Here is a 25,951-nt window from a genome sequence, read left to right as displayed (position 1 = left end):
AAAACGAGAGCGGAGACCGTCAGCATGCTGCAGACCGAACAACATATCCTGGACGTCAATGACATCCAGCTGAGTGTCCATGTGGTGGGGCCCGAGGACGGCCAGCCCGTCTGGTTGCTGCATGGCTTCCCTGAATGCTGGTACTCCTGGCGCCACCAGATGCAGGCCCTGGCCGCCGCTGGCTACCGCGCCTTTGCCCCGGAGATGCGCGGTTACGGCCGCAGCAGCGCCCCACCAGCCATCGAGGCCTATGACATCCCCACCCTGTGTGGCGATATCCAGGCGGCGATGGATCACTTCGGCCACCAGCAGGTCGCCATGGTCGGCCACGACTGGGGCGCCAACATCGCCTGGTACCTGTCGCTGTACGAGCCCAAGCGGGTCAAGGTGGTCAGTGGCATGTCGGTGCCCTTCGGCGGCCGGCCCAAGCGCCCCGCCATCGACATGATGCGCGAGCGGTTCAAGGACAAGTTCCTCTACATTCTCTACTTCCAGGAACCCGGCCCGGCCGAGGCGGAACTGGAAGCCGATATTCCCCGCACGCTGCGCATCCTGATGCATGGCCGCCCTTCGGCTGGTAATGGCCTGATTTCCGACAAGCCGGCCGATTCGCGCTGGCTGGATGATTACATCGACCCGCAGGTGCCGCCGGCCTGGTGCCCGCCGGAGGCTTTTGATGTCTATGTTGAAACCTATCTCGACAATGGCTTCCACGGCCCGCTGAACTGGTACCGCAACTACACGCGCAACTGGGAGCGCACCGCCGAACTGGCCGGCCGGCAGGTGCTGCAACCGGCGCTGTTCATCATTGGCGACCGCGACCCGGTCGCCAAGCTTGAAGCCATCACCATCGAGCGCATGCCCCAAGTCGTGCCCAAGGTCGAGCAGCACGTGATTGAACGCTGCGGTCACTGGGTGCAGAGCCAGAAGGCCGAAGAGGTCAACGCCCTGCTACTGGAATTCCTGCAACGCGAGTACCGCGCCGCGCCTTGATGCCTGGGCCGACCCTTGTGTCAAGCTGGTGCTTGACACTCCCAGGGGGGTGACTCAGGACAGCCAGGGGGCGCTTCCCTGGGATGGTCGAGCGCGGGCTCGCCTGCTACACCTATGTGAGGCCGGTGCATGACACTCCCAGAGGTAGCTCAGGACAGCCAGGGAAGCGCCCCCTGGGATGGTCGAGCGCGGGCTCGCCTGCTACACCTATGTGAGGCCGGTGCATGACACTCCCAGAGGTAACTCAGGACAGCCAGGGAAGCGCCCCCTGGGATGGTCGAGCACCAGCTCGACCGCGGGCTCGCCTGTTACACCTATCGTGAATGCAGTGTTTAATACTCCCCGGTGGCCTTGACTGGCCCTTCCCGCTCCTATCCGGTATAGTGCGCGCCGTCGCCATTCCGGCGGCATGGGTTCCCTAACCCCATCATTAAAAAGGTGACATATGCATTCTGCTACTTCCTCGCGGCTGCGCCTGGCGCTGTCCTGCCTGATCGCTTTTCACATCCTTATCGTTATCGTCAGCAACTTCCTGGTTCAGCTGCCCATCACCCTGTTTGGCCTGCACACCACCTGGGGCGCCTTCAGTTTTCCGTTCATCTTCCTGGCCACCGACCTGACCGTGCGCCTGCTGGGTAAACAAGCCGCCCGCCGCGTCATCGCCCGGGTCATGCTGCCGGCGCTGGTGGTGTCCTATGTGCTGTCGGTATTGTTCCAGGAGGCGGTGTTTCGCGGCGTCGAGGCGCTGACCGAGCTCAACCTGTTCGTGCTGCGCATCTCGGTCGCGAGCTTTTTGGCCTACGTGGTCGGCCAATTGCTGGACATCCAGGTCTTCGACCGCATGCGCAAATTGCCCCAGTGGTGGATCGCTCCCACGGCGGCGATGATTGTCGGCAACCTGATCGATACTTTCGTGTTCTTCTCGGTGGCGTTCTGGCGCAGCACCAACGAATTCATGGCCGCCAACTGGATCGAGATCGCCGCTGTCGACTATGTGATCAAGGTCGCCATCAGCATCATGCTGTTCGTGCCGCTCTACGGGTTGGTGTTGAATTCCATTCTACGAGTGCTGGCCGGGCGCCGGGCGGCGACGGCCTGACCGCGAGCAAAACCACTCCTCCCAAGGATGAGGCGATAGCTATTTCCGCAGAGCCGGTCTAGTACGCTCATCGAGCTGGTGCTCGACGACTCCCAGAGACACCCTGGGTGGTTCGAGCACCAGCTCGTACCTTGCTGTCCGCCCCACTCAAAATGCCACCTCCACCACATTTTCAACCCAAGCAACTTGCCCGCTCCGCCAGTGCCCGTCACATTGCCCCCCTGACCTATCAGCAAGGAGGCTTTCATGTTGCGCACAGGCATCATCGCCGGGCTTTGCCTGGCGGCCCGGCTGGCCAGCGCGGACTGCGCTACGCCACCAGCCGAGTCAGACATCCTCGAGCTCGCCGGGCAGATCCAGCACTGGGACCAGGCCTACCATGAGCAGGGCCGCTCCCTGGTGCCGGATGAAATCTACGACCAGGCCCGGCAGCAACTGCAGCGCTGGCAGGCCTGCACAGCAGCCGACTCACCGCCGGAATATCAACTGCGCGCCGGCAAGCATGCCCACCCCGTCCCCCAGACCGGGTTGGCCAAGATTCATACCCAAGCCGAAGCCGCCGACTGGATAAGGCACCGCACCGACCTCTGGATACAACCCAAGGTCGACGGCGTGGCAGTTACCCTGGAATACCGCCAGGGCCAGTTGGTCCGCGCCATCAGCCGGGGCGATGGCTGGCAGGGTGAGGACTGGACCCCGACTGTGCAGCGCATTCCTGCCGTCCTGCAACAATGGCCGCAACCGGCGGACTTGGTGCTGCAGGGCGAGCTGTACTGGCGGCTGGCCGATCATGTGCAGTCGCGGGATGGCGGCGTCGGCGCGCGCGGGCGTATCGCTGGCCTGATGAACCGCCAGCAGCTGGCCGCAGAGGAGCTGGCAGGTATTGGGTTATTCGTCTGGGACTGGCCAGACGGCCCCGGGTCCATGGTCGAGCGCCTGGCGCAGATGACCCGGGCCGGTCTGGATACCGCTCAGTACACCCTGCCGGTGAGTGATCTGGCCGAGGCCCAGGCCCGACGCCAGCACTGGTTTACCCAACCCCTGCCCTTCGCCACCGACGGCGTGGTCATCCGCCAGAGCCAGCGCCCACCTGCCACCGACTGGCGCGCGGAAACGCCCTACTGGGCGATCGCCTGGAAATACCCACCCCAGCAGGCGCTGGCCCGGGTGCGGGATGTCGAGTTCACCATCGGCCGCAGCGGGCGCGTTACCCCGGTCCTGCAGCTGGACCCGGTGGAGCTGGATGACCGCCGTATCCGCCGCGTCAGTGCCGGTTCACTGTCGCGCTGGCGCGAACTGGATGTGCGGCCCGGCGACCGGGTGGCGATCCAGTTGTCCGGGCAGACCATTCCGCAGCTGACAGAGGTCATCACCCGCACCACACCGCGCCCGGCGCTGAATATCCCGGATCAGGCGCGCTATCACCCGCTGAGCTGCTGGTTGCCCGGCGACGGCTGCCGCCAGCAGTTCCTGGCGCGACTGGCATGGCTGAGCAGTAGCAAGGGGTTGGATCTGACCGGGGTTGGGCCTGGCACCTGGGAATGCCTGGTTGATGCCGGGTACCTGACCGGCCTGCTGGACTGGCTTGACGCCGCCACCCTGCCCGCCACCTGCGGCAGCAAGCTCACCACCCTGCTGCATCCAGCCAGGGAGCGCAGCTTCCACCAATGGCTACGCGCCCTGGGCATGCCGCCCACCGGCGATGCCCAGCTGCCGGACCATTGGCTGGCCCTCTCCAACCGCACCGAGCAACAATGGCAAACCCAGCCCGGCATAGGGCCGCACCGCGCCCGGCAGTTGGTCGCGTTCTTCAATCATCCGCAGGTGGAGTTGCTGCGGGCCGGGCTGGCCGCAGCGGGTGTGGAGGGGTTTGTCGAGGAGATGGCGAGCGTGGGATCAGAATGAGCCACAGCGGTGCGCTCAGGCCGCTATCGCGGCGAGGCGCCGCTCCCACACTCCAGACTTGACGACTGCAGGACCTGTAGGAGCCCCGCCCCGGGGCGATGCTGGCCCGCAGGCCAGCGCCCCGATAGCAGCTCAACTCTGCCCGAGATAGGACGAGCGGGTCAGCCCCAGCCGCAGGATATCCAGGTAGCGTGCCCGTTCCGCTGCGCTCAGGCGGGCGCTGGCGACCTTGTCGCGGTAGCGGGCCATGAGTTCGTCCGGCTCGAAGTGGACATAGCGCAACATGTCCTCGATGGTGTCATGGGTTTCGGTTCCGCCGTGCACCACGCGCCCGTCTTCCAGCTGATAGACGTTGACCGAATCGGTATCACCGAACAGGTTGTGCATGTCGCCGAGGATCTCCTGGTAGGCCCCGACCATGAAGATGCCCAGCAGATAATCCTCCCCTTCCCGCAGCTCGTGCACCGGCAGGCTGTTCTCGATGCTCTGTTCATCCACGTAGTGGCGAATCTTGCCGTCGGAGTCGCAGGTCAGGTCCTGCAGCACCGCGCGGCGCAGCGGTTCCTCGTTGAGCCGGTTGAGCGGCACGATCGGCAGCACCTGGTCGATGGCCCAGGTATCGGGCAGGCTCTGGAATACCGAGAAGTTGCAGATGTACTTGTCCGCCATCTTGTCGTTCAGTTCATCCAGCACCTGGCGGTGCGACCGCTGGCGCGCCTTGAGCAGCGCGTGCAGGCGGTTGCACAGGGCGAAGTAGCACTGCTCGGCCAGGGCTTTCTGCGACAGGCTGATCTTGCCCTCGGCGTAGAGCCCAGCCACATCGCTCATATAGTGGGTCGCCCGCCAATAGGTCTCGGTAACCATCTCGATATCCGTCTGCCCGAGCAGGCCGATCAGGTCGCGCACCACCTGGGGCAGCTCGTCGATGTCGTCCAGCGGCGGCACGGTATCGTTGTGCCGCTCGACATCGGTCACCTGCACCACCAGTACCGCGTGGTGAGCGGTCATCGCCCGACCGCTCTCGGAGAAGATGTGCGGATGCGGCAGGCCCTGCTCGTCGCAGAATTCGCGCAGCATCTGCACCACGGTGCGCGCATATTCGAAGACGTCATAGTTGATCGAGCTGGCATTGCGCGAGTGGGTGCCGTCGTAATCGACGCCCAGGCCACCGCCCACGTCGATATGATCGACCGGCAGCCCCAGCGCCCGCAGCTCGCCAAAGTAGCGGATCGCCTCGCGAAAACCGTGCTGGTAATCCGCCAGGTTGGCAATCTGCGACCCCATATGGAAATGCAGCAGGCGTACCCCAGCTTCAAGCCCGGCGCCGCGGAACTGATCCACCACCCGCAGCAACTGCGCCGCAGACAAACCGAATTTGGATTTCTCCCCGCCGGTATCCGCCCACTTGCTGGACGCCAGGGACGACAGGCGCACCCGCAGGCCCACCTGGGGCGTCAGCCCGAGGGTCGCGGCTTCCTCGATCACCAGCGCGACCTCGGATTCCTTCTCGATAACAATGAAGACGTTGTGGCCCAGCTTCTGCCCGAGCAGCGCCAGGCGGATGAACTCCCGGTCCTTGTAACCGTTGCAGACGATGGTACCGCCCTTGGGCGCCATGGCCAGCACCGCCATGAGCTCGGGCTTGGAGCCGGCTTCCAGGCCGATGGACACGTCCTCGGTCGCAATGATGTTCTTGACCACCGCTTCCTGCTGGTTGACCTTGATCGGGTACAAGGCGGTGTAGCCGCTGGCATAGTCCAGCTCGGCGATATTCTGCTCGAAGGCGCCGGTCAGCTGCCGCACCCGGTCCTGGAGGATGTCCGGAAAGCGCAGCAGCAGCGGCAGGTCCAGCCCGCTGTCGCGCAGCTCGGCAACCAGCTCATGCAGGTCGATCGGCAGGTCGACGCCCGGCCGGGGGCTCACTTCCACGTTGCCCTGCTCGCTGGCATTGAAATAGCCCGCACCCCAGTGGCGGATGCCATAAACACTTCGACTGTCTGCGACCGTCCAGGCGGAAGCATCCTCTTTGCGCGAACGTCGCGATGACACCATGAAATAACTCCTAGGGACTTGTGCAATGGACCTCAGGATAAACCAGTTTCTCCCGCATATCTGGAAACGAAGCCGTCGAGGGCCGCGATTCACAATTAATTTCACAAATTTTTACCGGCCCTAAATGCCCTTTTCAGGGCTCGCCGAGGCTGCCGCCACCGATCCGCCGTAACACTTGAGCTGAGGGGGCTGGAGCGCAACTCATGACAAATATATAACACCTGTAAGTATTAATATGGCCGCCTACCTAACCCCTAAGCCACGAAGATCAACGGTTGTGAACTTTTTTTGGATGTGCCTATCATAAAAATGAATCTACAAGTAAATATCAGGAAATGATGTCTTCCAACGCTTTTACGCTACGCCGTCCGCGACCCACCGACGGCCACGCGCTGAACAAATTGATCGAGCGCTGCCCGCCACTGGACACCAACTCCGTCTATTGCAACCTGCTGCAGTGCACTCACTTTTCCGCCACCTCCATTGCCGCTGAAAACCAGAGCGGCGAGCTGGTCGGTTTCATTTCCGGCTACTGCCCACCGGAGCGCCCCGACACCCTGTTCGTCTGGCAAGTTGCCGTCGACGACAGCATGCGCGGTCAGGGCCTGGGCATCGGCATGTTGATGGCGCTGATCGAGCGCACCGCCGCCCACGGCGTACGCTGGCTGGAAACCACCATTTCACCCGGCAACGGCGCTTCCGAAGCCCTGTTTGCCAAGGCCTTCCGCCAGTTGGGCGTTACCGCCAGCACCGAGGTGCTGTTCAGCCGGGCTCACCATTTCAACGGCCAGCATGATGACGAAGTGCTGTATCGCGCCGGTCCTTTTGCCATACCAGTCAAACTTGATAGCCAGGAGACTGCATGAACACTTTCCATCAGTTCGAACAACACGAATCCGGTATTCGCAGCTACTGCCGTTCCTTCCCGGTCATTTTCGACCAGGCCCGCGGCGCCGAGCTCATTACCCGTGAAGGCAAGTCCTATATCGACTTCCTGGCGGGCGCCGGCACGCTCAACTACGGCCATAACCATCCGGTCCTGAAGAAGGCGTTGATCGAATACCTGGAACATGACGGCCTGACCCACGGCCTGGATATGTACTCGGCCGCCAAGGAGCGCTTCCTGGAGACCTTCCACCGGGTGATCCTGGAGCCGCGCAACCTGGGCGATTACGTAGTGCAGTTCAGTGGCCCGACCGGTGCCAACTCGGTTGAAGCTGCGCTGAAACTGGCGCGCAAGGTAACCGGCCGCAGCAATATCATCAGCTTCACCAACGGCTTCCACGGCTGCACCGTTGGCGCCCTGGCTGCCACCGGCAACCAGCATCACCGCGGCGCCGCCGGCGTGCCGCTGACCGATGTCAGCCGCATGCCCTACGCCAACTACTTCGGTGACAAGGTCAACACCATCTCGATGATGGACAAGCTGCTCAGCGACCCGAGCAGTGGCGTGGACAAGCCCGCCGCCGTAATCGTCGAAGTGGTCCAGGGCGAAGGTGGTCTGAACGCTGCCTCCGCCGACTGGATGCGCAAGCTGGAAAAGCTCTGCCGCAAACACGAGATGCTGCTCATCATTGACGACATCCAGGCGGGCTGTGGCCGTACCGGCACCTTCTTCAGCTTCGAGGAAATGGGCATCAAGCCAGACATCATCACCCTGTCCAAATCCCTGAGCGGCTTCGGCCTGCCCTTCGCCGTGGTGGTCATGCGCCGCGAGCTGGACCAGTGGGAGCCGGGCGAGCACAACGGTACCTTCCGCGGTAACAACCATGCCTTCGTCACCGCCGCCGCTGCCCTGGAACATTTCTGGACCAGCGAAGAATTCGCTGCCAGCGTCAAGGCCAAGGGCGCGCTGATCCGCGAGCGCATGCAGAAGATCGTGCGTCGCCACGGCCCCGACTCCCTGTTCGTCAAGGGCCGCGGCATGATGATCGGCATCAGCTGCCCGGACGGCGACACTGCCGCCGCCATCTGTGCCGAAGCCTTTGAGAACGGCCTGGTCATCGAGACCAGTGGCAACCACAGCCAGGTGGTCAAGTGCCTGTGCCCGCTGACCATCAGCGAGGAACAGATCGACAAGGCCATGACCATTCTCGACGCCGCCTTCGCCAAAGTCATGGCGGCCGGCGCGCAACATAAAGCATCCTGAGGAATCACCAGAACATGATCGTACGTAACCTGAAAGACTGTGAAGCATCCGAACGCAAGGTAGTGACCGAGACCTGGGATAGCACCCGGATGATCCTGAAGGAAGACAAGATGGGCTTTTCCTTCAACATCACCACTATCTACGCCGGCACCGAGACGCACATCCACTACCAGAACCACCTGGAGTCGGTGTACTGCATGAGCGGTAACGGCGAAATTGAAACCGTGGCCGACGGCAAGGTCTACAAGATCGAACCCGGCACGCTCTACCTGCTCGACCAGCATGATGAGCACCTGCTGCGCGGCGGCACCGAGGACATGAAGATGGCCTGTGTCTTCAACCCGCCGCTGACCGGCCGCGAAGTACATGATGAAAATGGGGTTTACCCCGCTGATTTGAGCGATTGAGACACCACAACACCAGGAGAAAACATGTCTACCGTGCAAGCTGACCTTTACCCGTCACGCCAGCACACTCATCCCCGCTGGCAGGAACGTCTGGATCCCGTCGCCTGGCGTACGGATGCCCAGAACGCACCATTGAGTGCCGAGCAGTTGTCGCGCTTCGAGCGCGACGGCTTCCTGGTCCTCCCCAACGTCTTCAGCGCTGCGGAAGTGGCGCTTTTCAAGGACGAGCTGGCGCGGATGGGTGAGGATCCGGCAGTGCTGGAATCCCCCACCGCAATCCGCGAGCCCAACAGTGGTGCGCTGCGGTCGGTGTTCGCCATTCACCGCAGTAACGAGCTGTTCGCCCGGGTTGCCCGGGACGAACGCACCGCCGGGCTGGTTCGCTACCTGTTGGACGGTGATATCTATGTCCACCAGTCACGGCTGAATCTGAAACCCGGTTTCAAGGGCCAGGAATTCTACTGGCATTCCGACTTCGAGACCTGGCACACCGAGGATGGCCTGCCGCGCATGCGCACCATCAGCTGCTCGATACTGCTGACCGATAACCACCCGTGGAATGGCCCCCTGATGCTGATCCCCGGCTCCCACCGGCATTACATCAGCTGTGTCGGCCAGACCCCGGAGAACCATTACCAGCAGTCCTTGCGCCGCCAGGAATTCGGTATCCCCGATGAGGACAGTCTGCGGGAGATGGTCGACCGCTACGGTATCGAACAGGCCACAGGTCCTGCGGGCAGCGTCGTGCTGTTCGACTGCAATACCCTGCACGGCTCCGGCAGCAACATTGCTCCCAGCCCGCGCAGCAACCTGTTCTTCGTCTACAACCATGTAGGCAACAAGCCTGTGGAGCCCTTCGACGGCATGCCGCCGCGCCCCGAGTTCGTGGCCGAGCGCGGGCCTGTCGAGCCTCTGGACATAGGTCCCCAGCAATATCTGTAGACATCTGGCACCCAAACACATTCATACAAGAACCGGGATTATGCACACAGTAGAGAAAATCGGCGGCACATCCATGAGCCGCTTCGATGAGGTACTGAACACCATTTTCATTGGTGAGCGACGCAATAGCGACTTGTACAACCGCATCTTCGTGGTCTCCGCCTACGGCGGTATGACCAACCTGTTGCTGGAGCACAAGAAGAGCGGCGAGCCCGGCGTCTACGAACGTTTCGCCGATGCCCACAGTGAGGATGCCTGGCTGGAGAACCTGGAGCAGGTACGCGCCAGCATGCTGGCAAAGAACGCCGAGCTGTTTTCCGGAGAGTACGAGCGTCAGGCGGCCGACCGCTTTATTACCGGCCGTATCAACGACGCCCGCGATTGCATGCTCAACCTGCAACAGCTGTGCTCCTATGGTCATTTCCAGCTTGATGGCCAGTTGATGAAGGTGCGCGAAATGCTCGCCTCCCTGGGCGAGGCGCACAGCGCCTTCAATACCGTACTGGCGCTGAAGAAGAACGGCGTGAATGCGCGCCTGGTTGATCTGACCGGCTGGAACCAGAGCGAGCCCAAGGCGTTCCAGGACATGATCGCCGACAGCTTCGCCGGCATCGACCTGAGCCGTGAGCTGGTCGTTGCCACCGGCTATACCCATTGCAGCGAAGGTCTGATGAATACCTTCGACCGCGGCTATAGCGAGATCACTTTCGCGCAGATTGCCGCCAGCACGGGCGCCGGTGAGGCCATCATCCACAAGGAATATCACCTGTCGAGCGCCGATCCGAACCAGGTTGGCGTAGACAAGGTGGTGACCATCGGCCGCACCAACTATGATGTTGCCGATCAGCTGTCCAACCTGGGTATGGAGGCCATTCACCCCAAGGCCGCCCGCACCCTGCGCCGTGCCGGCATTCAGCTGCGCATCAAGAATGCCTTCGAGCCGGACCATGGCGGCACTACCATCAGCCAGAACTATTGCAGCGAAAAACCCTGTGTGGAGATCATCGCCGGGCGCAAGGATGTTTTCGGGCTGGAGGTATTCGACCAGGAGATGCTCGGTGATGTCGGCTACGACATCGAGATCACTCGCCTGCTCAAGCAGCTGAAGCTGTACGTGGTAAACAAGGATTCCGATGCCAACAGCATCACCTATTACACGTCCGGCTCACGCAAGGCGCTGACTCGCGCCATCCGCCTGATCAAGGAGCGCTACCCGATGGCCGAGGTGCATCTGCACAATATCGCCATCGTCTCGGCGATCGGCTCCGACCTCAAGGTCAAGGGCATCCTGGCCAAGACCGTGGCGGCGCTAGCCAAGGCGGATATCAGCATCCAGGCCATCCACCAGTCGATCCGGCAGGTGGAGATGCAGTGCATCATCAATGAGGAAGACTACGACGCGGCCGTGGTTGCCTTGCACCAGGCGCTGATCGAGCCTGAGAACCATGGGGATGTGATAGTCGCGGCCTGACTTCGTGCCCGGCGGTGGGAACGCCGCTGGGCACAGCGTCAGGGTAACTGCGGCGCCCTCCGGGCACGCTCGGTGTCAGTCTGGGCAAGCTCAGGTGTTTGTTTTGGGCGGCCTGGTCGGTGTTAGTCGCTCGGGTGTTCGTCTGGGTGGCACGGTTGAGGTTGGTCGCTCGGGGAGTCGTCTGGGCGGCACGGTTGGGGTTGGTCGCTCGGGGAGTCGTCTGGGCGGCACGGCTGGTATCCGACGGCGCTGGGCAGTTGCCCTTGGCGAACACGCACCCGTGCCATCCATGGCGCTCGTGTGCGGCCGTCCCTGGCCGCACACGGTTCGCCAAGGGCAACTGCCCAACACCGTCTTTTTGACTTGGGTGGGGCTGAGGGACACTCCCGCTATGGTATTGGCTGGACCGTGGCACAGTCTTGCCCCTGGGAGGTTCGAGCACCAGCTCGTACCGTAACTGACCGCCACTTCAAAGCAAGAACGCCAGTACCCTCTGCGCCGCCCCTTGCGGATTCTCCTGCATGAAACAATGCCCGCCAGGCACCTCCTCTACCGTTACGTGGACATTCCTTGCCAACAGCCGCGCCGCGGACTGCTTCACGAAGGGATAGGTCTTGTCGCCATGAATCAGCCGCACCGGCGTTTTGATCCGGTTTAATGACCGCCACAGCCCCCGGGGCGCGGATTCGAATATCTCGGCTTCGCGATCAGGTGAGCATTTGAGCACCACCCCCTGCCCCGGCTCGTCACGCAGCGCGTGCTCTACATGGGCGCGCAGGGCCGCGTCTTCCCAGCCCTGGAAAATCCCCCGGCCCTGCAACTTGGCGAAAGCGGCCTGGCGATCCTCCCATTGGGCGCGCCGCTTGCGCGTGCCGTCCGCCAGCGGGTTGGGCAGCAGCCAACCCAGCAAGCGCCGCTTGACCATTTCCTGCTCCGGAAACAGCACCGGGTCGAGCAAGACGACGCGCGTGAACATCTTGGGATGGGCAGCCACGATGAGGCTGGTCAGTACCCCACCAAAACTGTGCCCCAGGGCGTAGCGCGGTACGTCGCCAAAGATCACCTTGCCGGCAACGAAGGCTTCCACCGCCAGCTCGGCGTTGCGGTTCCAACCGAGAAAGGGGCCGCCATGGTCGCTGTCGCCGTGGCCCTGCATATCGCACAGCCACAGGTCGAAATCCTCGGCCAGCAGTGCCAGCATCGGCTCGTAGGTGCGGCCACAGAAGCCGTTGCCATGGATGAAATGCAGGAGGGGTTTGCCGCTCGGCGGGCTGTGCCAGCCACGCAGGGTAAAACCGGCAGAACAGGAATGGGACCAGGGTAACAACGTCATCGACAGACCACTTCACTCAAAAATCGGATGGGCCAGTCTATTACGCGAGCGCGCGACTGTCAGGTTCCCGCAGCGCTTATTGATGGGCTGGATGAACCGACAATCGGGCCAGGATTCAGCGCAGGCTGTAGTCGACGCTGGTGACCACCCGCACCTTCTTGGTTTCCGGTGTATAGGGGTCGACATCCTCGATCGAGAAGTAACCCTGGGAGGCGCGGCGGATGCTGCCGACCTCGGCGCCGGCGTCCCGGGCGAACTGGTCAGCCGCCGCCCGCGCCTCCTGGGTCGCCAGGGCGATCATCTCGGGCTTGATCGAGTTGAGCTGGGTGAAGATGAACTGCGGCTGGTGCTCGTAGCTCTGGGTCAGCGCCACGCCGGATTTTACCAGTTCGCCTACGCTCTGCATGCCGCTGCGGACCTTGTCGATATCGCTGGTACGCACCAGCACGGTAACCTCGGCGCGGTACCGCTGCGGCGGCATGTTGGAGCCGTAGAGGTTGGCATGCTGGTCGGTGATCTTGGGCATCGACAGCTGCAGGTCCGCTTCAGCGAAGCCCTTGAGCAACAGGAAGGAGCGGATCAGGTCCTGCTGGGTTTCGATGTCGCTCTGGAGCACATCCAGGCTATCGCCCATGACGGTGAAGTTGATCGGCCACAGCGCCAGGTCCGCCGCCACGGTACGCTCGGCCAGGCCCTTGACGCTGACCACCCGGTCGGCATCGCGAAACTGCAGCAGACCGGTCTTGATACTCACCGCCATGAACGCCAGTGCCAGCGCCAGCAAGGCCGCGGCCACGACCGCAAAGAACGACACCCGTGAACTGTCAGTCATCAATCTGCTCCTGTTGAATGAGGGTTAGCTGCCGGGCCTATTCATCCCGGCGCAAATCCTCGGGAATCGGCGGCTCGGGCATGGGCCCGGGGCGTTTGCCCTTGCCTTCCTGGAATTGGCGCACCTGGTAAACGTAGGCCAGCACCTGCGCCACTGCCAGGTACAGCCCGGCGGGAATGGGCTGATCCAGTTCGGTACTGTAGTACACCGCCCGTGCCAGCGGCGGGGATTCCAGCACGATGATGTTGTGCTCGGTGGCCACTTCGCGGATCTTCTGCGCCAGGAAGTCTGCACCCTTGGCCAGTACCACCGGGGCGCCGGACTGCACCGGATCATATTTCAGCGCCACCGCATAATGGCTCGGGTTGGTAATCACCACGTCGGCCTTGGGCACCTCGCCCATCATACGCCGTTCGGCCATTTCCCGCTGCAGCTGGCGAATCCGTGACTTGACCTCGGGCTTGCCCTCGGAATCCTTGTACTCGTCACGCACTTCCTGCTTGGTCATGCGCGTCTTCTGCTTGTTATCCCATATCTGGAAGGGCACATCCACCGCGGCAATCAGGATCAGCGAGCAGGCCAGCAACAACAGGGAGGTGCCCAGCACCCAGCCACTATGAAAGATTGCTCCCGGCAGCGTTTCATTGCCCAACGCCAGCAGGTCGTCGGTGCGCAGGTGGAGTACCGTCAGTGCCATGGCCAGGACCACCAGGAACTTGCCGATGGCCTTGAGCAGTTCCACCAGCGCCTTGATCGAGAACATGCGCTTGAGCCCCGCCAGGGGATTGAGTCGCTCGCCCTTGGGGGCCAACAGCTTGGCGCTGAACAGCCAGCCGCCGAGCATGACCGGGCCCACCAGGGCGGCAATCAACAGCAGCAGGAACAGCGGGCCGATGACGCTCAGCCCCTGGCGGATCGACGCCAGCAGGTGCAGTCCCATGGTGTCGGTGCTGTAGAGCGCTTCGCGCTCGATGGCAAAGTTGTACACCATCAGGTCCATCAGCTTGCTGGCCATCGCCGGCCCGAACATCAGCAGACCGACCGCGGCCACCATCACCACCGCCAGGGTGTTGAGCTCCTTGGAGCGGGCCACCTGGCCTTTCTCGCGGGATTCCTTCTGGCGTTTCGCCGTGGGGTCTTCTGTGCGTTCCTGGCCGCTGTCCTCCGCCATTAGCGCGCCCCCACCATCTCGCGCAACCAGATCAGCGCTTCGGAAGCGAACAGGTGGTACTGCTCGGCGGTGCCGCTGAGCAGTACCCAGAGGATGAACAGGCCAAATACCAGGGTCAGGGGAAAACCGATGGAGAAGATATTGAGCTGCGGCGCCGCACGCATCATCACGCCGAAGGACAGGTTGACGATCAGCAGCGCGGTGATCGCCGGCAGGCCGATCAGGATCGCTGCGGCCATCACCCAGGAAAACCGCAGCACCAGGGTATGGAAGTCGCCGGCCTGCAAAGTCTGGCCGATGGGCAAGGTGGTGAAGCTTTCGACCAGCACCTCGATTACCACCAGATGCCCGTTCATTGCCAGAAACAGCAGCGTCACCAGCATGGTGAACACCTGCGCGACCACCGCTACGGAGATGCCCATGGCCGGGTCGTTCATCGAGGCGAAGCCCAGGCCCATCTGCATGGCCACGATCTGCCCGGCGATCACATGGATCTGGAACAGCAGCTGCAGCAGAAAGCCCATGGCCGCGCCGATCAGGATCTGCTCGGCGATGACTACCCAGGTACTCAGCGCCAGGGCGTCGAGTTGCGGCACATCGGTAATCTGCGGCGCGACCAGGAAAGTCAAGGCGAGCGCCAGGTACAGGCGGATACGCATCGGCACCAGCGCGGTTCCGATCACCGGCATGGTCATCAGCACGGCGCCGATGCGAAACAGCACCCACAGGTAGCCGGCCACCCAGCGGCCGATGTCGCTGCCGGCCAGCTCGATCATCAGCCGATCAATCCGGGGATGTTGTGGTACAGCTGCTGGGTGAACTCCATCAGCTGGCTGACCAGCCAGGGGCCGAGCACGATCAGGGTGAAGAAGGTGAACAGCAGGCGCGGCAGGAAGCTCAGGGTCTGCTCGTTGATCTGCGTGGCCGCCTGGAATACGGCCACGATCAAGCCCACCACCAGGCTCGGCAGCACGATCACCGCCACCATCACGGTGGTCAACCAGACCGCCTGCCGGAACAGGTCTACTGCGATTTCAGGGGTCATCGCGCGGCTCCTAGGTGACGGCGAAGCTGGCGGCCAGGGTCCCGATGATCAACGCCCAGCCATCCACCAGCACAAACAGCATGATCTTGAACGGCAAAGAGATGATCAAGGGCGACAGCATCATCATCCCCATGGCCATGAGCACGCTGGCCACCACCAGGTCGATTACCAGGAACGGGATGAAGATCATGAAGCCGATCTGGAACGCGGTCTTCAGCTCGGAGGTGACGAACGCCGGCACCAGGATATGGAAAGGCACCTCGTCCGGGCCGGTCAGGTCGGTGCGCTTGGCCAGCCGCACGAACAGCTCCAGGTCGGTCTCACGGGTTTGCGCCAACATGAATTCGCGCAGCGGCACACTGGCCTGCTCCAGCGCCTGGGGCGGCGTCAGTTGCTCGTTCAGGTAGGGCTGCAACGCGCTTTCGTTGATGCGCTCGAATACTGGCGCCATGATGAACAGCGTCAGGAACAACGCCAGGCCGATGAGGATCTGACTCGACGGCGTCGATTGCAGACCCAGGGCCTGGCGCAGGATCGCAAACACGATGATGATCCGGGTAAAGCTGGTCATCATCATCACGAAGGCGGGGATGAACGTCAGCGCGCTCATCAGCAGCAGGATCTGCAGGCTCACCGAATAGGTCTGCTCGCCTTCGGCATCCGTGGTCAAGGTAATCGCCGGCAGGCTCAATGGATCAGCCGCGGTCTGGGCAAATACCGTGGGCGCCAGCAACGTCAGCAATAACAGGCTCCAGCGCATCATGGCTTCTGCTCCCGCTTGAGCATGGCCTGCAGCTTGCGGGCAAAGTCGCCGCTGGCGGCCTCGCCCTGGCTGTCGACCACCGGCTCGGGAAATACATGCAGGGTGTTGATCCGCCCCGGCGAGATGCCCAGCAGCAGTTGCTGGCCACCGACATCAACCAGCGCCAGCCGGTCCCGTGGGCCCAGCGGATAGCTACTGATCAGCCGGATATGCTGCCCGCCCTGGGGCGCCATGGGACCGACCCGGCGCATCAGGTAGCCCAGCAGGAAGATCAGGCCGACCACGACGATCAGCCCCAATCCCAGCTGGGTCAACTGCGTCATCAGGGACGCGCCGGCGTCACCACTGGCAGCCGGTGCCGCCGCCAAAGGCATAACCATGGCCGCCGGCAGGGCCGGCAGCAGAACGCGGAGCCACCGCATGTCAGCTGAGCTTCTTGATACGTTCGGACTGGCTGATCACGTCAGTCAGGCGGATGCCGAATTTCTCGTTGACCACCACCACTTCACCGTGGGCGATCAGGGTACCGTTGACCTTGACGTCCAGCGGCTCCCCGGCGAGGCGATCGAGCTCCACCACCGAGCCCTGGTTGAGCTGCAGCAGGTTGCGGATGGTGATATCGGTGTTGCCCACTTCCATGGAAATGGTCACCGGGATATCCAGGATCACGTCAAGGTTGGGGCCGTCGACGCCGCCGAACAGCTCACTGCTGGCCTGCCGGGGCGGCGCGTTGAATTCTTCCATGGGCATCGCCCGGGACCGGTCGTTGCCGGCCAGCATCGCGTCGATGTCGTCCTGACTGGCGTTGCCGGCCTCATCCAGCGCGGCAGCCCATTCGTCCGCCAGCGCCTGCTCTTCCGGACTGATGTCGTCCTGTCTGTCCTCAGCCATCTTGCCTGATCCTCATTTATCTCTGCTCAGAGTACTGCATTGGTGGATCGGTCAGCGCGGACGCGTGACCGGACCCAGAATCTGTAGCGCCAGGTTGCCATTGACCGAGCCGAGCCGCGCCTTGAAGGTGGGCACGCCGTTGGCGCACATCACCATGTGCTCGGGCATCTCCACCGGGATCACGTCGCCGGCCTGCATGGTCAGCAGGTCCCGCAGCTTGAGCTCGCGGCGGACCACGGTGGCGCTCAGGGGCACCTTGGCTGCGGTGATCTCCTCGCGCAGGGCGCGTTCCCAACGCTCGTCGTGCTCGTCCACATCGGATTGCACCCCGGAGTCCAGCACCTCGCGCAGCGGCTCGATCATCGAATAGGGCATGGTCACGTGCATCTCGCCGCCACCGCCATCGAGTTCGATATGGAAGGTGGACACCACCACCACTTCGCTGGGGCTGACGATGTTGGCCAGCGCCGGGTTGACCTCGGAGTTGACGTACTCGAACTGCACGTCCTTGACCGCCTGCCAGGCTTCGCGCAGATCGACGAAGGCTTGCTCCAGCACCATGCGCACCACGCGCAATTCGGTCGGGGTGAACTCGCGGCCCTCGATCTTGGCGTGGCGGCCATCGCCGCCGAAGAAGTTGTCGACCAGCTTGAACACCAGCCGCGCATCCAGGATGAACAGCGCGGTGCCGCGCAGCGGCTTCATCTTCACCAGGTTGAGGCTGGTCGGCACGTACAGGGTGTGCACGTACTCGCCGAATTTCATCACCTGCACCCCGCCCACGGACACATCCGCCGAGCGGCGCAGCAGGTTGAACATGCTGATGCGGGTATAGCGGGCAAAACGCTCGTTGATCATTTCGAGCGTCGGCATGCGCCCACGCACGATGCGATCCTGGCTGGTCAGGTCGTAACTCTTGACGCCCCCGGGCTCGTTATCCTGGCTGCTGTCGATAACGCCTTCATCCACCCCATGCAGCAGGGCATCGATTTCATCCTGGGAGAGCAGGTCTTGAACCGCCATATTGTTTTCCTATTGCAGAACCAGATTGGTGAACAGTACCGACTCTATGACCGGTTCGCCGAGTTCCTGTTCCATCAGCTCCTGCACTGCGAGGGTAGCCTGCATACGCAGTGCTTCCTTGCCCTCGGCGGTCATCAGGGATTCAAATTCCGCACTGCTGAACAGCATGACCAGCCGGTTGCGGATCAGCGGCAGATGATCCGCCAGTGCGGACATCGCCTCCGGTTGGCGCCCCATCAGGACCACGTTCGCCTGCATGTAGCGCTGGCGACCCCCGTGGGCGTAATTGACGGTAAAGGCGGGTTCCAGCGGCTGGTACAGCGCCGGCAGTTTGACGGCCTCCTGCGGCTGGGCAGTGGTCGCGCCGCCCTTGTTGGCCAGCAGCGCATAGGCCACCCCACCGGCGGACAGCAACAGGGCCGCCAGGCCGATGCAGATCAGCAATAGTTGCTTGCGCTTGTTGGACGGCGGGGCCGTGTCGGCTCCTGCCTGATTCTTCGCCATGACAAAATTCCGTCGCCAGATGCGGGCACAGCCCGCTTGAATAAAAGTTGTGCATTGATCATGCCAGAAACGGCATGGTGGCGTGTTGCCTGTGGCGGACAAGGATAAAGCGCTGGAGGGAAAATGTCTGCGCTTGGGTGGCTAGCCACCCAAAACTCACACGTAGTAATCCACCAGCCGCTGCGTCGGCAGCCACTGCGCGCGGGACGTTGAAGGTTCGCCCGGCTCGCCGCTGGCTGCACCGCTCACGGGGCTGGCGCCCGGAGCAGCGCGCCCGGCGGTTCGCTCCGGCGCTTGCCCCTCACGCTGCCCCGGCTGGTCACCGGCAGACCGGTCGGCCACGGTCACCTCGGCTTGTTCCAGGCCCTGTTGGCCGAACATGTCCCGCAGCCGGTGCATCTGGGCTTCCAGGGCTTCACGGACACTGGGGTTCTGGCTGACGAACTGCACCTGCAATTCCTGGCCGCGATGCTGGATATGGATTTCCAGCGGACCGAGTTCGGCTGGATCCAACTGGATCTCGACGCTGCGCAGGTTCTGGCTGGACATCCACATGACCTTCTCGATCATCGCCTCCCCCCAGCTCGGCTGCCCGAAGGGCACGCCCAGCGCCTGGGTCGGTGCCGCGACCGGGCGCGCGGTGGCGGCGTAGGAGCCGGGTCGCGCGCCGTCCAACGCCTCGGTCTCACCGCCACTGCGACTTGCACTGCCCCGCTCCAGCTGCTCGGCCAGCTTGCCCAGCATGGCGGCGGATACCGGCTGGCTCTCCGCTGCACTGGCGGCCACCCGCTGCAAGGCCGCAGAGAAGTCCTGCGCTTGGTTAGTCTGGGTCTGGGCGCCCTGCCGCGTCGGGCGATTCAGGTCGTTGTCCAGCAGGGGGTCACGGCCGGTCTGCTGGCGGTCCGACTGTTCCCTGCCGGTCTGCTCCCTGCCCGCCTGGCCAGCTGTCAACTCCAGCGAATCCACGCCGTCCATGGGCAGTCCCGTCTGGGATGCACCGAGAGCCGAGCCGGCCGCCGGTGTGGCCGCCCCACCCGCCGCCAGCGTTGCCGCGCCCGGTTGCCCCGACGTAACGGGCTTGGCCGCGTCCTGCAACAGTTGCAGCCACTGGCCGATGGCGCTGAGCGCGTCCTCACCGCCCGGCAGCAATTCATCCTGCTCCAGCGGCAATTGCTCCAGCCACTCCTGCAGGGGCGGCAAGCCCTTGCCGTCAGCGGCAAGGGCGGCCTGCTCCAGGGCGGCGCGCTGTTCGGCGGACAGGTCATCCAGGGCGGCGGCCAGATCGTCCGGCAGCTGCTCGGCCAATAGCCCGGCGAAGGCATCGCCCTGCTCCGCGTCCGGTGTCGTACGGGCGCTGTCGCTGCGGGCACTGGGACGCAGGTCGGTATTGAGCAGGGCCATCAGGGGCGGGCTGGCGGACATCGGACGGTCTCCGTGGGATCACGATAACGGTTGGGTTATCAGTACAGAGCAAGTTCCGGGCCAGGCGTCCCGTCAGAAGAGCCAGCTCAGTGGGTGCAGGTCAGTTGCGGGCGCAGCCGCAGGCACAACCGGTCGATAAGATCACAGACCTGGGTGGCAGCTTCCGCATCGGCCAGGGACGCGGCCTCTTCGGCCTGCTGGCAGGCCTTGGTCAATGCCAGCGCACCCATATTGCCGCAACTGCCCTTGAAGCTGTGGGCAGCCTGACGGAAACCCTCCCAATTGTTGCGGTCGAGGCTCTCGTGCAGTTGGCACAGGCGCCGATCGGTATCCTGCAGAAAGGTCTGCAACAGCGAGTTGTAGTCGTCCTGCATCAGCTCGCGAAGCATGGTCTGTACATCCGGATCGAGGTCGGAAAGGCGTTCAGGCATGGGAGAAGTCCGATAAATAAGCCGAGGGGATGAGGCAGGCGGCGCCGGCGGCAGGAGTATGCCGAAGCTGGCCAGCGAAGGCTATATCGGACGGGTTACGCTTTTATGTAAATGCCAACGGGATCACAAAAGATCGCCATCGGTTTGCCGACGATGGGCGAAGGCGCGCTGGGTCAATTCGTCCAGCAGCTTCTGCTCCTGCTTGTCGGCCCGGGCCCGGGCTTCCTCGCGGTATTTCTCGATCAGCTTGCGCAGCGCCTCGACCCGCTGATAGCGCTCGCGCCAGAGGCTGCGGGCCCGCTCCAGGCTCTGCTGGTGCCAGCCCAGGGTCTGGCGCTGCTGCTCGATGGCCGTCTGCATCTGTGCCATGAAGCGCTGGTAGTTGAGCAACCATTCCCGCCCCACGCCCGCGCTGCCCTGCTGGCTCCAGCCCTTGGCGTACTCGCCGCTATAATGCTCCAGGTCCCGCAGCCGGGCGGCCGCGTCCTCGAGCTGCTTCTGGCAATCGCCCAGCACCCCGGCGGCCTTGCGTTCCTCGGCCAGGGCCAGGTCCAGCACGGGCGCCATGCGCCGGACGCGGCTGTCACTCATTGATCAACTGCTCCATGGCCGCCTGGCTGTCGCCCAGGTTGAAGCTCTCCCGCAGGCCTTGCCGGAGGAAGCCCTGGATACCGGGGATCTTGGCGATCGCCCGGTCGGTCATGGGATCGGAACCGGCGGCGTAGGCGCCGACGCTGATCAGGTCGCGGTTCTGCTGGTAGCGGGCATACAGCTGCTTGAGCAGTTGCGCCTGCTGCAGGTGCTCCGGCGGTACGATCTGCGGCATGGCGCGGCTGATCGAGGCCTCGATATCAATGGCCGGGTAATGTCCCTCCTCGGCGAGGCGCCGGGACAGCACCACGTGACCATCGAGAATCGCCCGCGAGGCATCCGCGATCGGGTCCTGCTGGTCGTCCCCCTCGGACAGCACGGTATAGAAGGCGGTAATCGAGCCGCCGCCCTCCTCCGCATTGCCCGCCCGCTCCACCAGCGCCGGCAATTTGGCGAACACCGAGGGCGGGTAACCCTTGGTTGCTGGCGGCTCGCCGATGGCCAGGGCGATCTCGCGCTGGGCCTGGGCAAAGCGGGTGAGCGAATCCATCAGCAACAGCACGTTCTTGCCCCGGTCACGGAAGTATTCCGCCACCCGGGTGCAATACATGGCCGCGCGCAGGCGCATCAGCGGCGCATCATCGGCCGGGGAAGCCACCACCACCGAGCGGGCCATGCCCTCCTCGCCGAGGATCTGCTCGATGAACTCCTTGACCTCCCGGCCCCGCTCGCCGATCAGGCCGACGATGGTGATGTCCGCCTCGGTAAAACGGGTCATCATGCCCAGCAGCACGCTCTTGCCCACGCCGCTGCCGGCAAACAGGCCCAGGCGCTGGCCACGGCCAACCGTGAGCATGCTGTTGATGGCGCGGATGCCGACGTCCAGCGGCTGTTCGATGGGGTGGCGCTTGAGGGGATTGATTACCGGACCGTTGAGGTCTACCCAGTCTTCGCACTTGAACGGGCCCTTGCCGTCCAACGGGCGACCGATACCGTCCAGCACCCGGCCGAGCATGTCGCTGCCCATCGGCAGCTTGCCACCGCCGGCGGCGGGCACCACCCGCGCGCCGGGCTGCAGTCCCTGCATGCGGTCCACCGGCATCAGGTAGATCTTGCTACCGGCAAAGCCCATCACCTCGGCCTCGACCCGGGTTTCCCCCTGCAGGCTTTCACTGATGACCACGCAGCGGCTGCCGACCGGGGCCTGCAACCCTTCGGCCTCCAGCGTCAGGCCGACCATGCGGATCAGCCGGCCTTCGACTACCGGCGCGGCCGGCAGCTCGGTGGCGGCGGTATAGCCCGCCAGCCGCCGGGCGAAGCTGATGCGCTCAAGCCTGGTCATCACCAGCCTCGTCGCTCAAGGCAGGAATTGGCAGGTCGGGCGCCGGCGGATGGGCGCGCTGCTCCCGCTGCTGCTCGTAGAGCTGCTCGATGACCTGCTGCAGGCGGGTTTCCCGGGTGGCATCCACCTGGCTGTGTTCGGTTTCAACCCGGCAGCCACCGGGCAGCAATTGATCGTCCTCGAGCAGGCGCCAGCTTTCCTCGTGGCGCTCGCGCAGGCGCTTGACCGCCTCGAAGTCGGCGGGATTGAGATAGATACGGATATTGTTGGCGCCCATCGGCAGCACCTTGAGCGCGCCGCGCAGCACCTGGACGATCTGGCTGGAATCGGTCTGCAGCTCGCGCTGGATAACCTGGCGCACCATGCTCTCCACCAGGGTGAGCAGCATGTCCTCGATCTGGTCATCCTGTTGCTGCAGCGGCTCGAACAGCTGGGCCATCAGCGCGCCCAGCTCGTCGACCCGGGCCTCGATACGGGTCTTGGCCTCCTGCTGGGCCTTGAGCTGGCCCGAGTGGAATCCGTCCCGCTCGCCGGTGGCAAAACCTTCGTTGTAGGCCTCGGCGCGGATCTGCTCCAGCTCCTCGACGGTAAACGGCTTGACCTCGGGGAGCTCTTCCACATCCTCGACCACCGGCTCCGCTTCCAGCACCTCGGGCTGGTCGGCGTCGCGGGACACCTGATGCGGCGCCTCGTCGAAACTGGGGATGTCCCAGAGGTTGAACGCCTGCAGCTGGTCCCCGCGGATCAGCTCGCTGTCCTTTTTGTCGTTCATTCAGTCACCTCTGCACCGCAGTGCAGGACGTCGTCAGATCATTTCCTCGGCGCCCTTGCCACCGAGCACGATTTCCCCAGCATCGGCCATGCGCCGGGCGATGGCGAGAATTTCCTTCTGCGCAGCTTCCACTTCGCTGATGCGCACCGGCCCCTTGGCTTCGAGGTCGTCCTGCAGCAGCTCGGAGGCCCGCTTGGACATGTTGCGGAAGATCTTGTCCTTGATCATCTCGTCGGCGCCCTTGAGGGCCACGACCAGCACATCGGTGGACACTTCCCGCAGCAGCATCTGGATGCCGCGGTCGTCCACGTCCGCCAGGTTATCGAACACGAACATCAGATCCTCGATCTTGCTCGACAGGTCCTCGTCCAGTTGCCGGATGGATTCTATCAGCTGCGCCTCGGCGCCGCTTTCCAGATAGTTCATGATGTCGGCGGTACGCTTGACCCCACCCATGTTGGCCCGGGTGGTGTTGGAGTTGCCGGCGAACTGTTTTTCGAGGATCTCGTTGAGCTCCTTCAGGGCCGACGGCTGCACCGTATTCAACGCAGCGACGCGCAACAGCACATCGAGCCGCACCTTGTGATCGAAATACCCGATCACCTCGGCGGCCATGTCCGGGTCGAGATAGGCCACCACGATGGCCTGGATCTGCGGGTGCTCGTAGCGGATCACATCGGCGACCGCCCGGGGCTCCATCCATTTGAGGCTGTCCAGGCCCGAGGTGCTGCCGCCCATGAGGATCCGATCGACCAGGCTGTTGGCCTTGTCCTCGCCCAGGGCCTGGGTGAGCATGGTGCGGATGTAGCTGTCGGCGCCAACACCGAGGCCGGTCTGGTCGCCCGCCACCTCAATGAAGTCCGCCATCACCTGCTGCACGTGATCGCGCTGCACAGTGCGCAACCCGGCCATGGCGCTGCCGACCCGCTGTACTTCCTTGGGCCCCATGTGCCGCAGTACCGCCGCGGCATCGGATTCACCCAGGCTCAGCAGGAAGATCGCCGCCTTGTCCAGCTTGGAGAGTTTTTGCGTACGCTTGGCTTCGTCACTCATCGGCATTGATCCATTCTTTCACTACCTGGGCCACGCGGCCCGGGTCTTCGGCCAGCAGGCCCTTGATGGCATTGAGTTGCTGCTCGTAACCGGCACTGGGTGGCGGCAGCAATACCGGGCCGGCGCCCGGTGCGGACAGGCTCACGGTATCGTCGCGCAGATCATCCGCCAACAAACCGTCGTCGCTCAAGGCTGGGTAGCCCGCAGTGTCGCCGGCGCCCTGTTGGCTGCCACCGCTGAGGCTCTTGAGCACCGGCCGCAGCACGCCGAAAACCAGCACCAGCACAAACAGAATGCCCAGCGCCTGCTTGGCAATATTCCAGAACCAGGGCTGGGTCCAGAACGGCACCTCCGGCAGTGCTTCCACCTCGCCTGCCGGCACGAAGGCACTGTTGATCACGCTGACGCTGTCGCCGCGGGCCTGATCATAGCCGACCGCATCGCGCACCAGTTGGGTGAGACTGGCCAGCTCGGCCTCGGTCAGCGGTACGCTGGTGACCTCGCCGGTCTCGGCGTTGAGCTGCTGGCGGTTATCCACCACCACCGCTACCGACAGGCGATTCAACCGGCCCTGTTGCTGGCGGGTGTAGCTGATCTGCCGGTCCAGCTCGTAATTGCGCGTGGCCTGCTCGCGTGAGTCCCGCGGCGGCGCGGCCAGCACCGGCTCGCCGGTTTCCGGATCGATCACCTGCTCCGGCACCTGGGTGGTACCGGGCGGCTGGTTGCTCAGTGCCCCCGGAATACCCTGCGGCCCTTGCCCAGCGGCGCGCTGCTCGCTGACCACCTGCTCGCTGCGCAGCACGGCTTCGGGATTGAAGTTCTCGGAGGTGGACTCCATGGTGCTGAAGTCCACATCGGCGGAGACCTCCGCCTTGTAGTTACCGGTGCCCAGCACCGGCTGGAGGATATTGTGCACCCGGCGGGTGAAGGTTTCTTCAAGACGGCGGGTGTGGTCGAACTGGCGACCGGCGATGGTCAGCTCGTTCAATTCGTTCTGGTCGGACAGCAGGTTGCCGTGCTGGTCGACCACGGTCACCTGGTCCTTGCTCAGCTCGGGTACGCTGGTCGCCACCAGGTTGACGATGGCCATGACCTGGGCGGGCTCGAGCTTCCGGCCGGGATACATCTCCAGCAGCACCGAGGCGCTGGGCTTGCGGTCATCGCGCACGAACACGGTGGAGCGCGGCATGGCGATATGCACCCGCGCACCCTTGACGTTGTACAGGCTGGAGATGGTCCGCGCCATTTCCCCTTCCAGGCCGCGGCGGTACTGGGTGGCCTCCATGAACTGGCTGGTGCCCAGGCCCTTTTCCCGGTCGAGGATCTCGAAGCCGAGGTTGCCGTCGCCCTGACTGACCCCGGCACTGGCCAGGCGCATACGGGCGTCGGCCAGGTCGTCCGCCTGCACCAGCAGCGCCCCGCTGCTCGGCTCGACCTTGTAGCGGATGCGGCTCTGCTGCAGCACCTCGATCACCTGGGTGGCGTCGAGGTTGTCCATGCTGCTGTACAAAGGCTGATAGTCCGGCTGCTGCGACCAGAGCACCACGGCAAAGCCGATGGCGACGCTGGCAGCCAGCCCGACCAACAGGGCGAACTGGCGCAGCATCGGCAATTGCGCCAGGTTGTCCAGGAAGCTCAGCCCCATGAACGGCTTGCGCGGGCCGCCGGCAGCACTGGGGTCAGGCCGGGTAGCGGGGGTGTTCGGAGTGCTCGCAGCATCCATCAATCAAATCCTCGATCAAACGAAACAGCAGGCTGAA

Annotated in this window: 26 protein-coding genes; 8 read left to right on the top strand and 18 right to left on the bottom strand. The window is 63.7% G+C overall.

Going from position 1 to position 25,951, the window contains the following annotated elements; all coding sequences use genetic code 11:
• Positions 1-24 precede the first annotated feature (24 nt).
• From VG99_RS12085 to ligB, 3 genes are all read left to right on the top strand, one after another.
• Positions 25-993, top strand: coding sequence for an alpha/beta fold hydrolase (locus VG99_RS12085; protein WP_044500251.1), 969 nt, complete (start codon positions 25-27; stop codon positions 991-993).
• A 445-nt stretch (positions 994-1,438) separates the two neighbouring features.
• Positions 1,439-2,092: a 7-cyano-7-deazaguanine/7-aminomethyl-7-deazaguanine transporter gene (locus VG99_RS12080; RefSeq protein ID WP_044500250.1), complete on the top strand. Its 654-nt coding sequence runs from the start codon at positions 1,439-1,441 to the stop codon at positions 2,090-2,092.
• Between the two features lie 246 nt (positions 2,093-2,338).
• Positions 2,339-3,997: an NAD-dependent DNA ligase LigB gene (gene ligB / locus VG99_RS12075; RefSeq protein WP_052508795.1), complete on the top strand. Its 1,659-nt coding sequence runs from the start codon at positions 2,339-2,341 to the stop codon at positions 3,995-3,997.
• 132 nt (positions 3,998-4,129) lie between these two features.
• On the opposite strand, the gene speA is transcribed toward ligB, so the two are convergent.
• On the bottom strand, positions 4,130-6,046 hold the full coding sequence (gene speA, locus VG99_RS12070; protein WP_044501625.1) for an arginine decarboxylase: 1,917 nt from the start codon (positions 6,044-6,046) through the stop codon (positions 4,130-4,132).
• Positions 6,047-6,387: 341 nt separating this feature from the next.
• Between speA and ectA the strand changes: the two genes are divergently transcribed.
• The 5 genes from ectA to VG99_RS12045 are packed head-to-tail and all read left to right on the top strand — an operon-like array spanning position 6,388 to position 11,018.
• A complete protein-coding gene (ectA, locus tag VG99_RS12065; RefSeq protein WP_044500249.1) occupies positions 6,388-6,915 on the top strand; it encodes a diaminobutyrate acetyltransferase in 528 nt (175 codons plus the stop codon).
• On the top strand, positions 6,912-8,198 hold the full coding sequence (gene ectB, locus VG99_RS12060) for a diaminobutyrate--2-oxoglutarate transaminase (RefSeq protein WP_044500247.1): 1,287 nt from the start codon (positions 6,912-6,914) through the stop codon (positions 8,196-8,198). The genes ectA and ectB overlap by 4 nt, the downstream gene beginning before the upstream one ends.
• Before the next feature lie 14 nt (positions 8,199-8,212).
• Positions 8,213-8,605 carry an ectoine synthase gene (locus VG99_RS12055; RefSeq protein WP_044500244.1) on the top strand — a complete coding sequence of 131 codons (393 nt, stop codon included), beginning with the start codon at positions 8,213-8,215 and terminating at the stop codon, positions 8,603-8,605.
• Between the two features lie 24 nt (positions 8,606-8,629).
• On the top strand, positions 8,630-9,547 hold the full coding sequence (gene thpD / locus VG99_RS12050) for an ectoine hydroxylase (RefSeq protein WP_204216721.1): 918 nt from the start codon (positions 8,630-8,632) through the stop codon (positions 9,545-9,547).
• Between the two features lie 40 nt (positions 9,548-9,587).
• On the top strand, positions 9,588-11,018 hold the full coding sequence (locus VG99_RS12045; RefSeq protein WP_044500243.1) for an aspartate kinase: 1,431 nt from the start codon (positions 9,588-9,590) through the stop codon (positions 11,016-11,018).
• Positions 11,019-11,487: 469 nt separating this feature from the next.
• Here the strand turns inward: VG99_RS12045 and VG99_RS12040 are convergent, their stop codons facing one another.
• From VG99_RS12040 to fliF, 17 genes are all read right to left on the bottom strand, one after another.
• Positions 11,488-12,351 carry an alpha/beta fold hydrolase gene (locus tag VG99_RS12040; RefSeq protein WP_044500242.1) on the bottom strand — a complete coding sequence of 288 codons (864 nt, stop codon included), beginning with the start codon at positions 12,349-12,351 and terminating at the stop codon, positions 11,488-11,490.
• Positions 12,352-12,466: 115 nt separating this feature from the next.
• Entirely contained in the window at positions 12,467-13,183 is a 717-nt protein-coding gene (locus VG99_RS12035) for an SIMPL domain-containing protein (RefSeq protein WP_044500241.1), read from the bottom strand.
• A gap of 37 nt (positions 13,184-13,220) precedes the next feature.
• The gene (gene flhB, locus VG99_RS12030) at positions 13,221-14,354 is read right to left on the bottom strand and encodes a flagellar biosynthesis protein FlhB (RefSeq protein WP_044500239.1); all 1,134 of its coding nucleotides are present in this window, start codon (positions 14,352-14,354) and stop codon (positions 13,221-13,223) included.
• A complete protein-coding gene (gene fliR / locus VG99_RS12025) occupies positions 14,354-15,130 on the bottom strand; it encodes a flagellar biosynthetic protein FliR (protein WP_044500237.1) in 777 nt (258 codons plus the stop codon). Before fliR ends, flhB begins: the two co-directional genes overlap by 1 nt.
• Positions 15,130-15,399, bottom strand: coding sequence for a flagellar biosynthesis protein FliQ (gene fliQ, locus VG99_RS12020; RefSeq protein ID WP_044500235.1), 270 nt, complete (start codon positions 15,397-15,399; stop codon positions 15,130-15,132). The genes fliR and fliQ overlap by 1 nt, the downstream gene beginning before the upstream one ends.
• 10 nt (positions 15,400-15,409) lie before the next feature.
• Positions 15,410-16,162, bottom strand: a complete 753-nt coding sequence (gene fliP, locus VG99_RS12015; protein ID WP_044500233.1) for a flagellar type III secretion system pore protein FliP — start codon at positions 16,160-16,162, stop codon at positions 15,410-15,412.
• Positions 16,159-16,584, bottom strand: a complete 426-nt coding sequence (fliO, locus tag VG99_RS12010; protein ID WP_044500232.1) for a flagellar biosynthetic protein FliO — start codon at positions 16,582-16,584, stop codon at positions 16,159-16,161. The genes fliP and fliO overlap by 4 nt, the downstream gene beginning before the upstream one ends.
• 1 nt (position 16,585) lies before the next feature.
• Positions 16,586-17,053, bottom strand: coding sequence for a flagellar motor switch protein FliN (gene fliN, locus VG99_RS12005; RefSeq protein ID WP_044500230.1), 468 nt, complete (start codon positions 17,051-17,053; stop codon positions 16,586-16,588).
• A gap of 51 nt (positions 17,054-17,104) precedes the next feature.
• Complete coding sequence (gene fliM / locus VG99_RS12000; RefSeq protein WP_044500228.1) at positions 17,105-18,076, bottom strand: flagellar motor switch protein FliM; 972 nt, start codon at positions 18,074-18,076, stop codon at positions 17,105-17,107.
• Between the two features lie 9 nt (positions 18,077-18,085).
• Positions 18,086-18,580, bottom strand: a complete 495-nt coding sequence (locus VG99_RS11995; protein ID WP_044500227.1) for a flagellar basal body-associated FliL family protein — start codon at positions 18,578-18,580, stop codon at positions 18,086-18,088.
• 156 nt (positions 18,581-18,736) lie between these two features.
• Entirely contained in the window at positions 18,737-20,002 is a 1,266-nt protein-coding gene (locus tag VG99_RS15535) for a flagellar hook-length control protein FliK (protein WP_052508794.1), read from the bottom strand.
• Between the two features lie 86 nt (positions 20,003-20,088).
• Entirely contained in the window at positions 20,089-20,433 is a 345-nt protein-coding gene (locus VG99_RS11985; RefSeq protein WP_044500226.1) for an Hpt domain-containing protein, read from the bottom strand.
• Between the two features lie 123 nt (positions 20,434-20,556).
• Positions 20,557-21,024 (bottom strand): flagellar export protein FliJ, encoded by a 468-nt coding sequence (gene fliJ / locus VG99_RS11980; RefSeq protein WP_044500224.1) that lies wholly within the window; start codon positions 21,022-21,024, stop codon positions 20,557-20,559.
• Positions 21,017-22,366, bottom strand: a complete 1,350-nt coding sequence (gene fliI / locus VG99_RS11975; protein ID WP_044500222.1) for a flagellar protein export ATPase FliI — start codon at positions 22,364-22,366, stop codon at positions 21,017-21,019. The genes fliJ and fliI overlap by 8 nt, the downstream gene beginning before the upstream one ends.
• Positions 22,353-23,138, bottom strand: coding sequence for a flagellar assembly protein FliH (gene fliH, locus VG99_RS11970; protein WP_044500220.1), 786 nt, complete (start codon positions 23,136-23,138; stop codon positions 22,353-22,355). Before fliH ends, fliI begins: the two co-directional genes overlap by 14 nt.
• A gap of 33 nt (positions 23,139-23,171) precedes the next feature.
• Positions 23,172-24,191, bottom strand: coding sequence for a flagellar motor switch protein FliG (gene fliG / locus VG99_RS11965; RefSeq protein WP_044500219.1), 1,020 nt, complete (start codon positions 24,189-24,191; stop codon positions 23,172-23,174).
• Complete coding sequence (fliF, locus tag VG99_RS11960) at positions 24,184-25,914, bottom strand: flagellar basal-body MS-ring/collar protein FliF (RefSeq protein WP_044500218.1); 1,731 nt, start codon at positions 25,912-25,914, stop codon at positions 24,184-24,186. The genes fliG and fliF overlap by 8 nt, the downstream gene beginning before the upstream one ends.
• Between the last annotated feature and the right edge of the window lie 37 nt (positions 25,915-25,951).

Origin of the sequence: Pseudomonas saudimassiliensis, from assembly GCF_000939975.1 — a bacterium.
In the GTDB taxonomy this organism is placed as follows: Bacteria; Pseudomonadota; Gammaproteobacteria; order Pseudomonadales; family Pseudomonadaceae; genus Halopseudomonas; species Halopseudomonas saudimassiliensis.
This window is presented reverse-complemented; position numbering and strand designations above follow the sequence as displayed.

What these genes read in the sequence shown, in the direction of transcription:
- VG99_RS12085 (WP_044500251.1), top strand. Translation starts at nt 25, where the DNA reads ATGCTGCAGACCGAACAACATATCCTGGACGTCAATGACATCCAGCTG.
- VG99_RS12080 (WP_044500250.1), top strand. Translation starts at nt 1,439, where the DNA reads ATGCATTCTGCTACTTCCTCGCGGCTGCGCCTGGCGCTGTCCTGCCTG.
- ligB (WP_052508795.1), top strand. Translation starts at nt 2,339, where the DNA reads ATGTTGCGCACAGGCATCATCGCCGGGCTTTGCCTGGCGGCCCGGCTG.
- ectA (WP_044500249.1), top strand. Translation starts at nt 6,388, where the DNA reads ATGTCTTCCAACGCTTTTACGCTACGCCGTCCGCGACCCACCGACGGC.
- ectB (WP_044500247.1), top strand. Translation starts at nt 6,912, where the DNA reads ATGAACACTTTCCATCAGTTCGAACAACACGAATCCGGTATTCGCAGC.
- VG99_RS12055 (WP_044500244.1), top strand. Translation starts at nt 8,213, where the DNA reads ATGATCGTACGTAACCTGAAAGACTGTGAAGCATCCGAACGCAAGGTA.
- thpD (WP_204216721.1), top strand. Translation starts at nt 8,630, where the DNA reads ATGTCTACCGTGCAAGCTGACCTTTACCCGTCACGCCAGCACACTCAT.
- VG99_RS12045 (WP_044500243.1), top strand. Translation starts at nt 9,588, where the DNA reads ATGCACACAGTAGAGAAAATCGGCGGCACATCCATGAGCCGCTTCGAT.
- VG99_RS12040 (WP_044500242.1), bottom strand. Translation starts at nt 12,351, where the DNA reads ATGACGTTGTTACCCTGGTCCCATTCCTGTTCTGCCGGTTTTACCCTG.
- VG99_RS12035 (WP_044500241.1), bottom strand. Translation starts at nt 13,183, where the DNA reads ATGACTGACAGTTCACGGGTGTCGTTCTTTGCGGTCGTGGCCGCGGCC.
- flhB (WP_044500239.1), bottom strand. Translation starts at nt 14,354, where the DNA reads ATGGCGGAGGACAGCGGCCAGGAACGCACAGAAGACCCCACGGCGAAA.
- fliR (WP_044500237.1), bottom strand. Translation starts at nt 15,130, where the DNA reads ATGATCGAGCTGGCCGGCAGCGACATCGGCCGCTGGGTGGCCGGCTAC.
- fliQ (WP_044500235.1), bottom strand. Translation starts at nt 15,399, where the DNA reads ATGACCCCTGAAATCGCAGTAGACCTGTTCCGGCAGGCGGTCTGGTTG.
- fliP (WP_044500233.1), bottom strand. Translation starts at nt 16,162, where the DNA reads ATGATGCGCTGGAGCCTGTTATTGCTGACGTTGCTGGCGCCCACGGTA.
- fliO (WP_044500232.1), bottom strand. Translation starts at nt 16,584, where the DNA reads ATGCGGTGGCTCCGCGTTCTGCTGCCGGCCCTGCCGGCGGCCATGGTT.
- fliN (WP_044500230.1), bottom strand. Translation starts at nt 17,053, where the DNA reads ATGGCTGAGGACAGACAGGACGACATCAGTCCGGAAGAGCAGGCGCTG.
- fliM (WP_044500228.1), bottom strand. Translation starts at nt 18,076, where the DNA reads ATGGCGGTTCAAGACCTGCTCTCCCAGGATGAAATCGATGCCCTGCTG.
- VG99_RS11995 (WP_044500227.1), bottom strand. Translation starts at nt 18,580, where the DNA reads ATGGCGAAGAATCAGGCAGGAGCCGACACGGCCCCGCCGTCCAACAAG.
- VG99_RS15535 (WP_052508794.1), bottom strand. Translation starts at nt 20,002, where the DNA reads ATGTCCGCCAGCCCGCCCCTGATGGCCCTGCTCAATACCGACCTGCGT.
- VG99_RS11985 (WP_044500226.1), bottom strand. Translation starts at nt 20,433, where the DNA reads ATGCCTGAACGCCTTTCCGACCTCGATCCGGATGTACAGACCATGCTT.
- fliJ (WP_044500224.1), bottom strand. Translation starts at nt 21,024, where the DNA reads ATGAGTGACAGCCGCGTCCGGCGCATGGCGCCCGTGCTGGACCTGGCC.
- fliI (WP_044500222.1), bottom strand. Translation starts at nt 22,366, where the DNA reads ATGACCAGGCTTGAGCGCATCAGCTTCGCCCGGCGGCTGGCGGGCTAT.
- fliH (WP_044500220.1), bottom strand. Translation starts at nt 23,138, where the DNA reads ATGAACGACAAAAAGGACAGCGAGCTGATCCGCGGGGACCAGCTGCAG.
- fliG (WP_044500219.1), bottom strand. Translation starts at nt 24,191, where the DNA reads ATGAGTGACGAAGCCAAGCGTACGCAAAAACTCTCCAAGCTGGACAAG.
- fliF (WP_044500218.1), bottom strand. Translation starts at nt 25,914, where the DNA reads ATGGATGCTGCGAGCACTCCGAACACCCCCGCTACCCGGCCTGACCCC.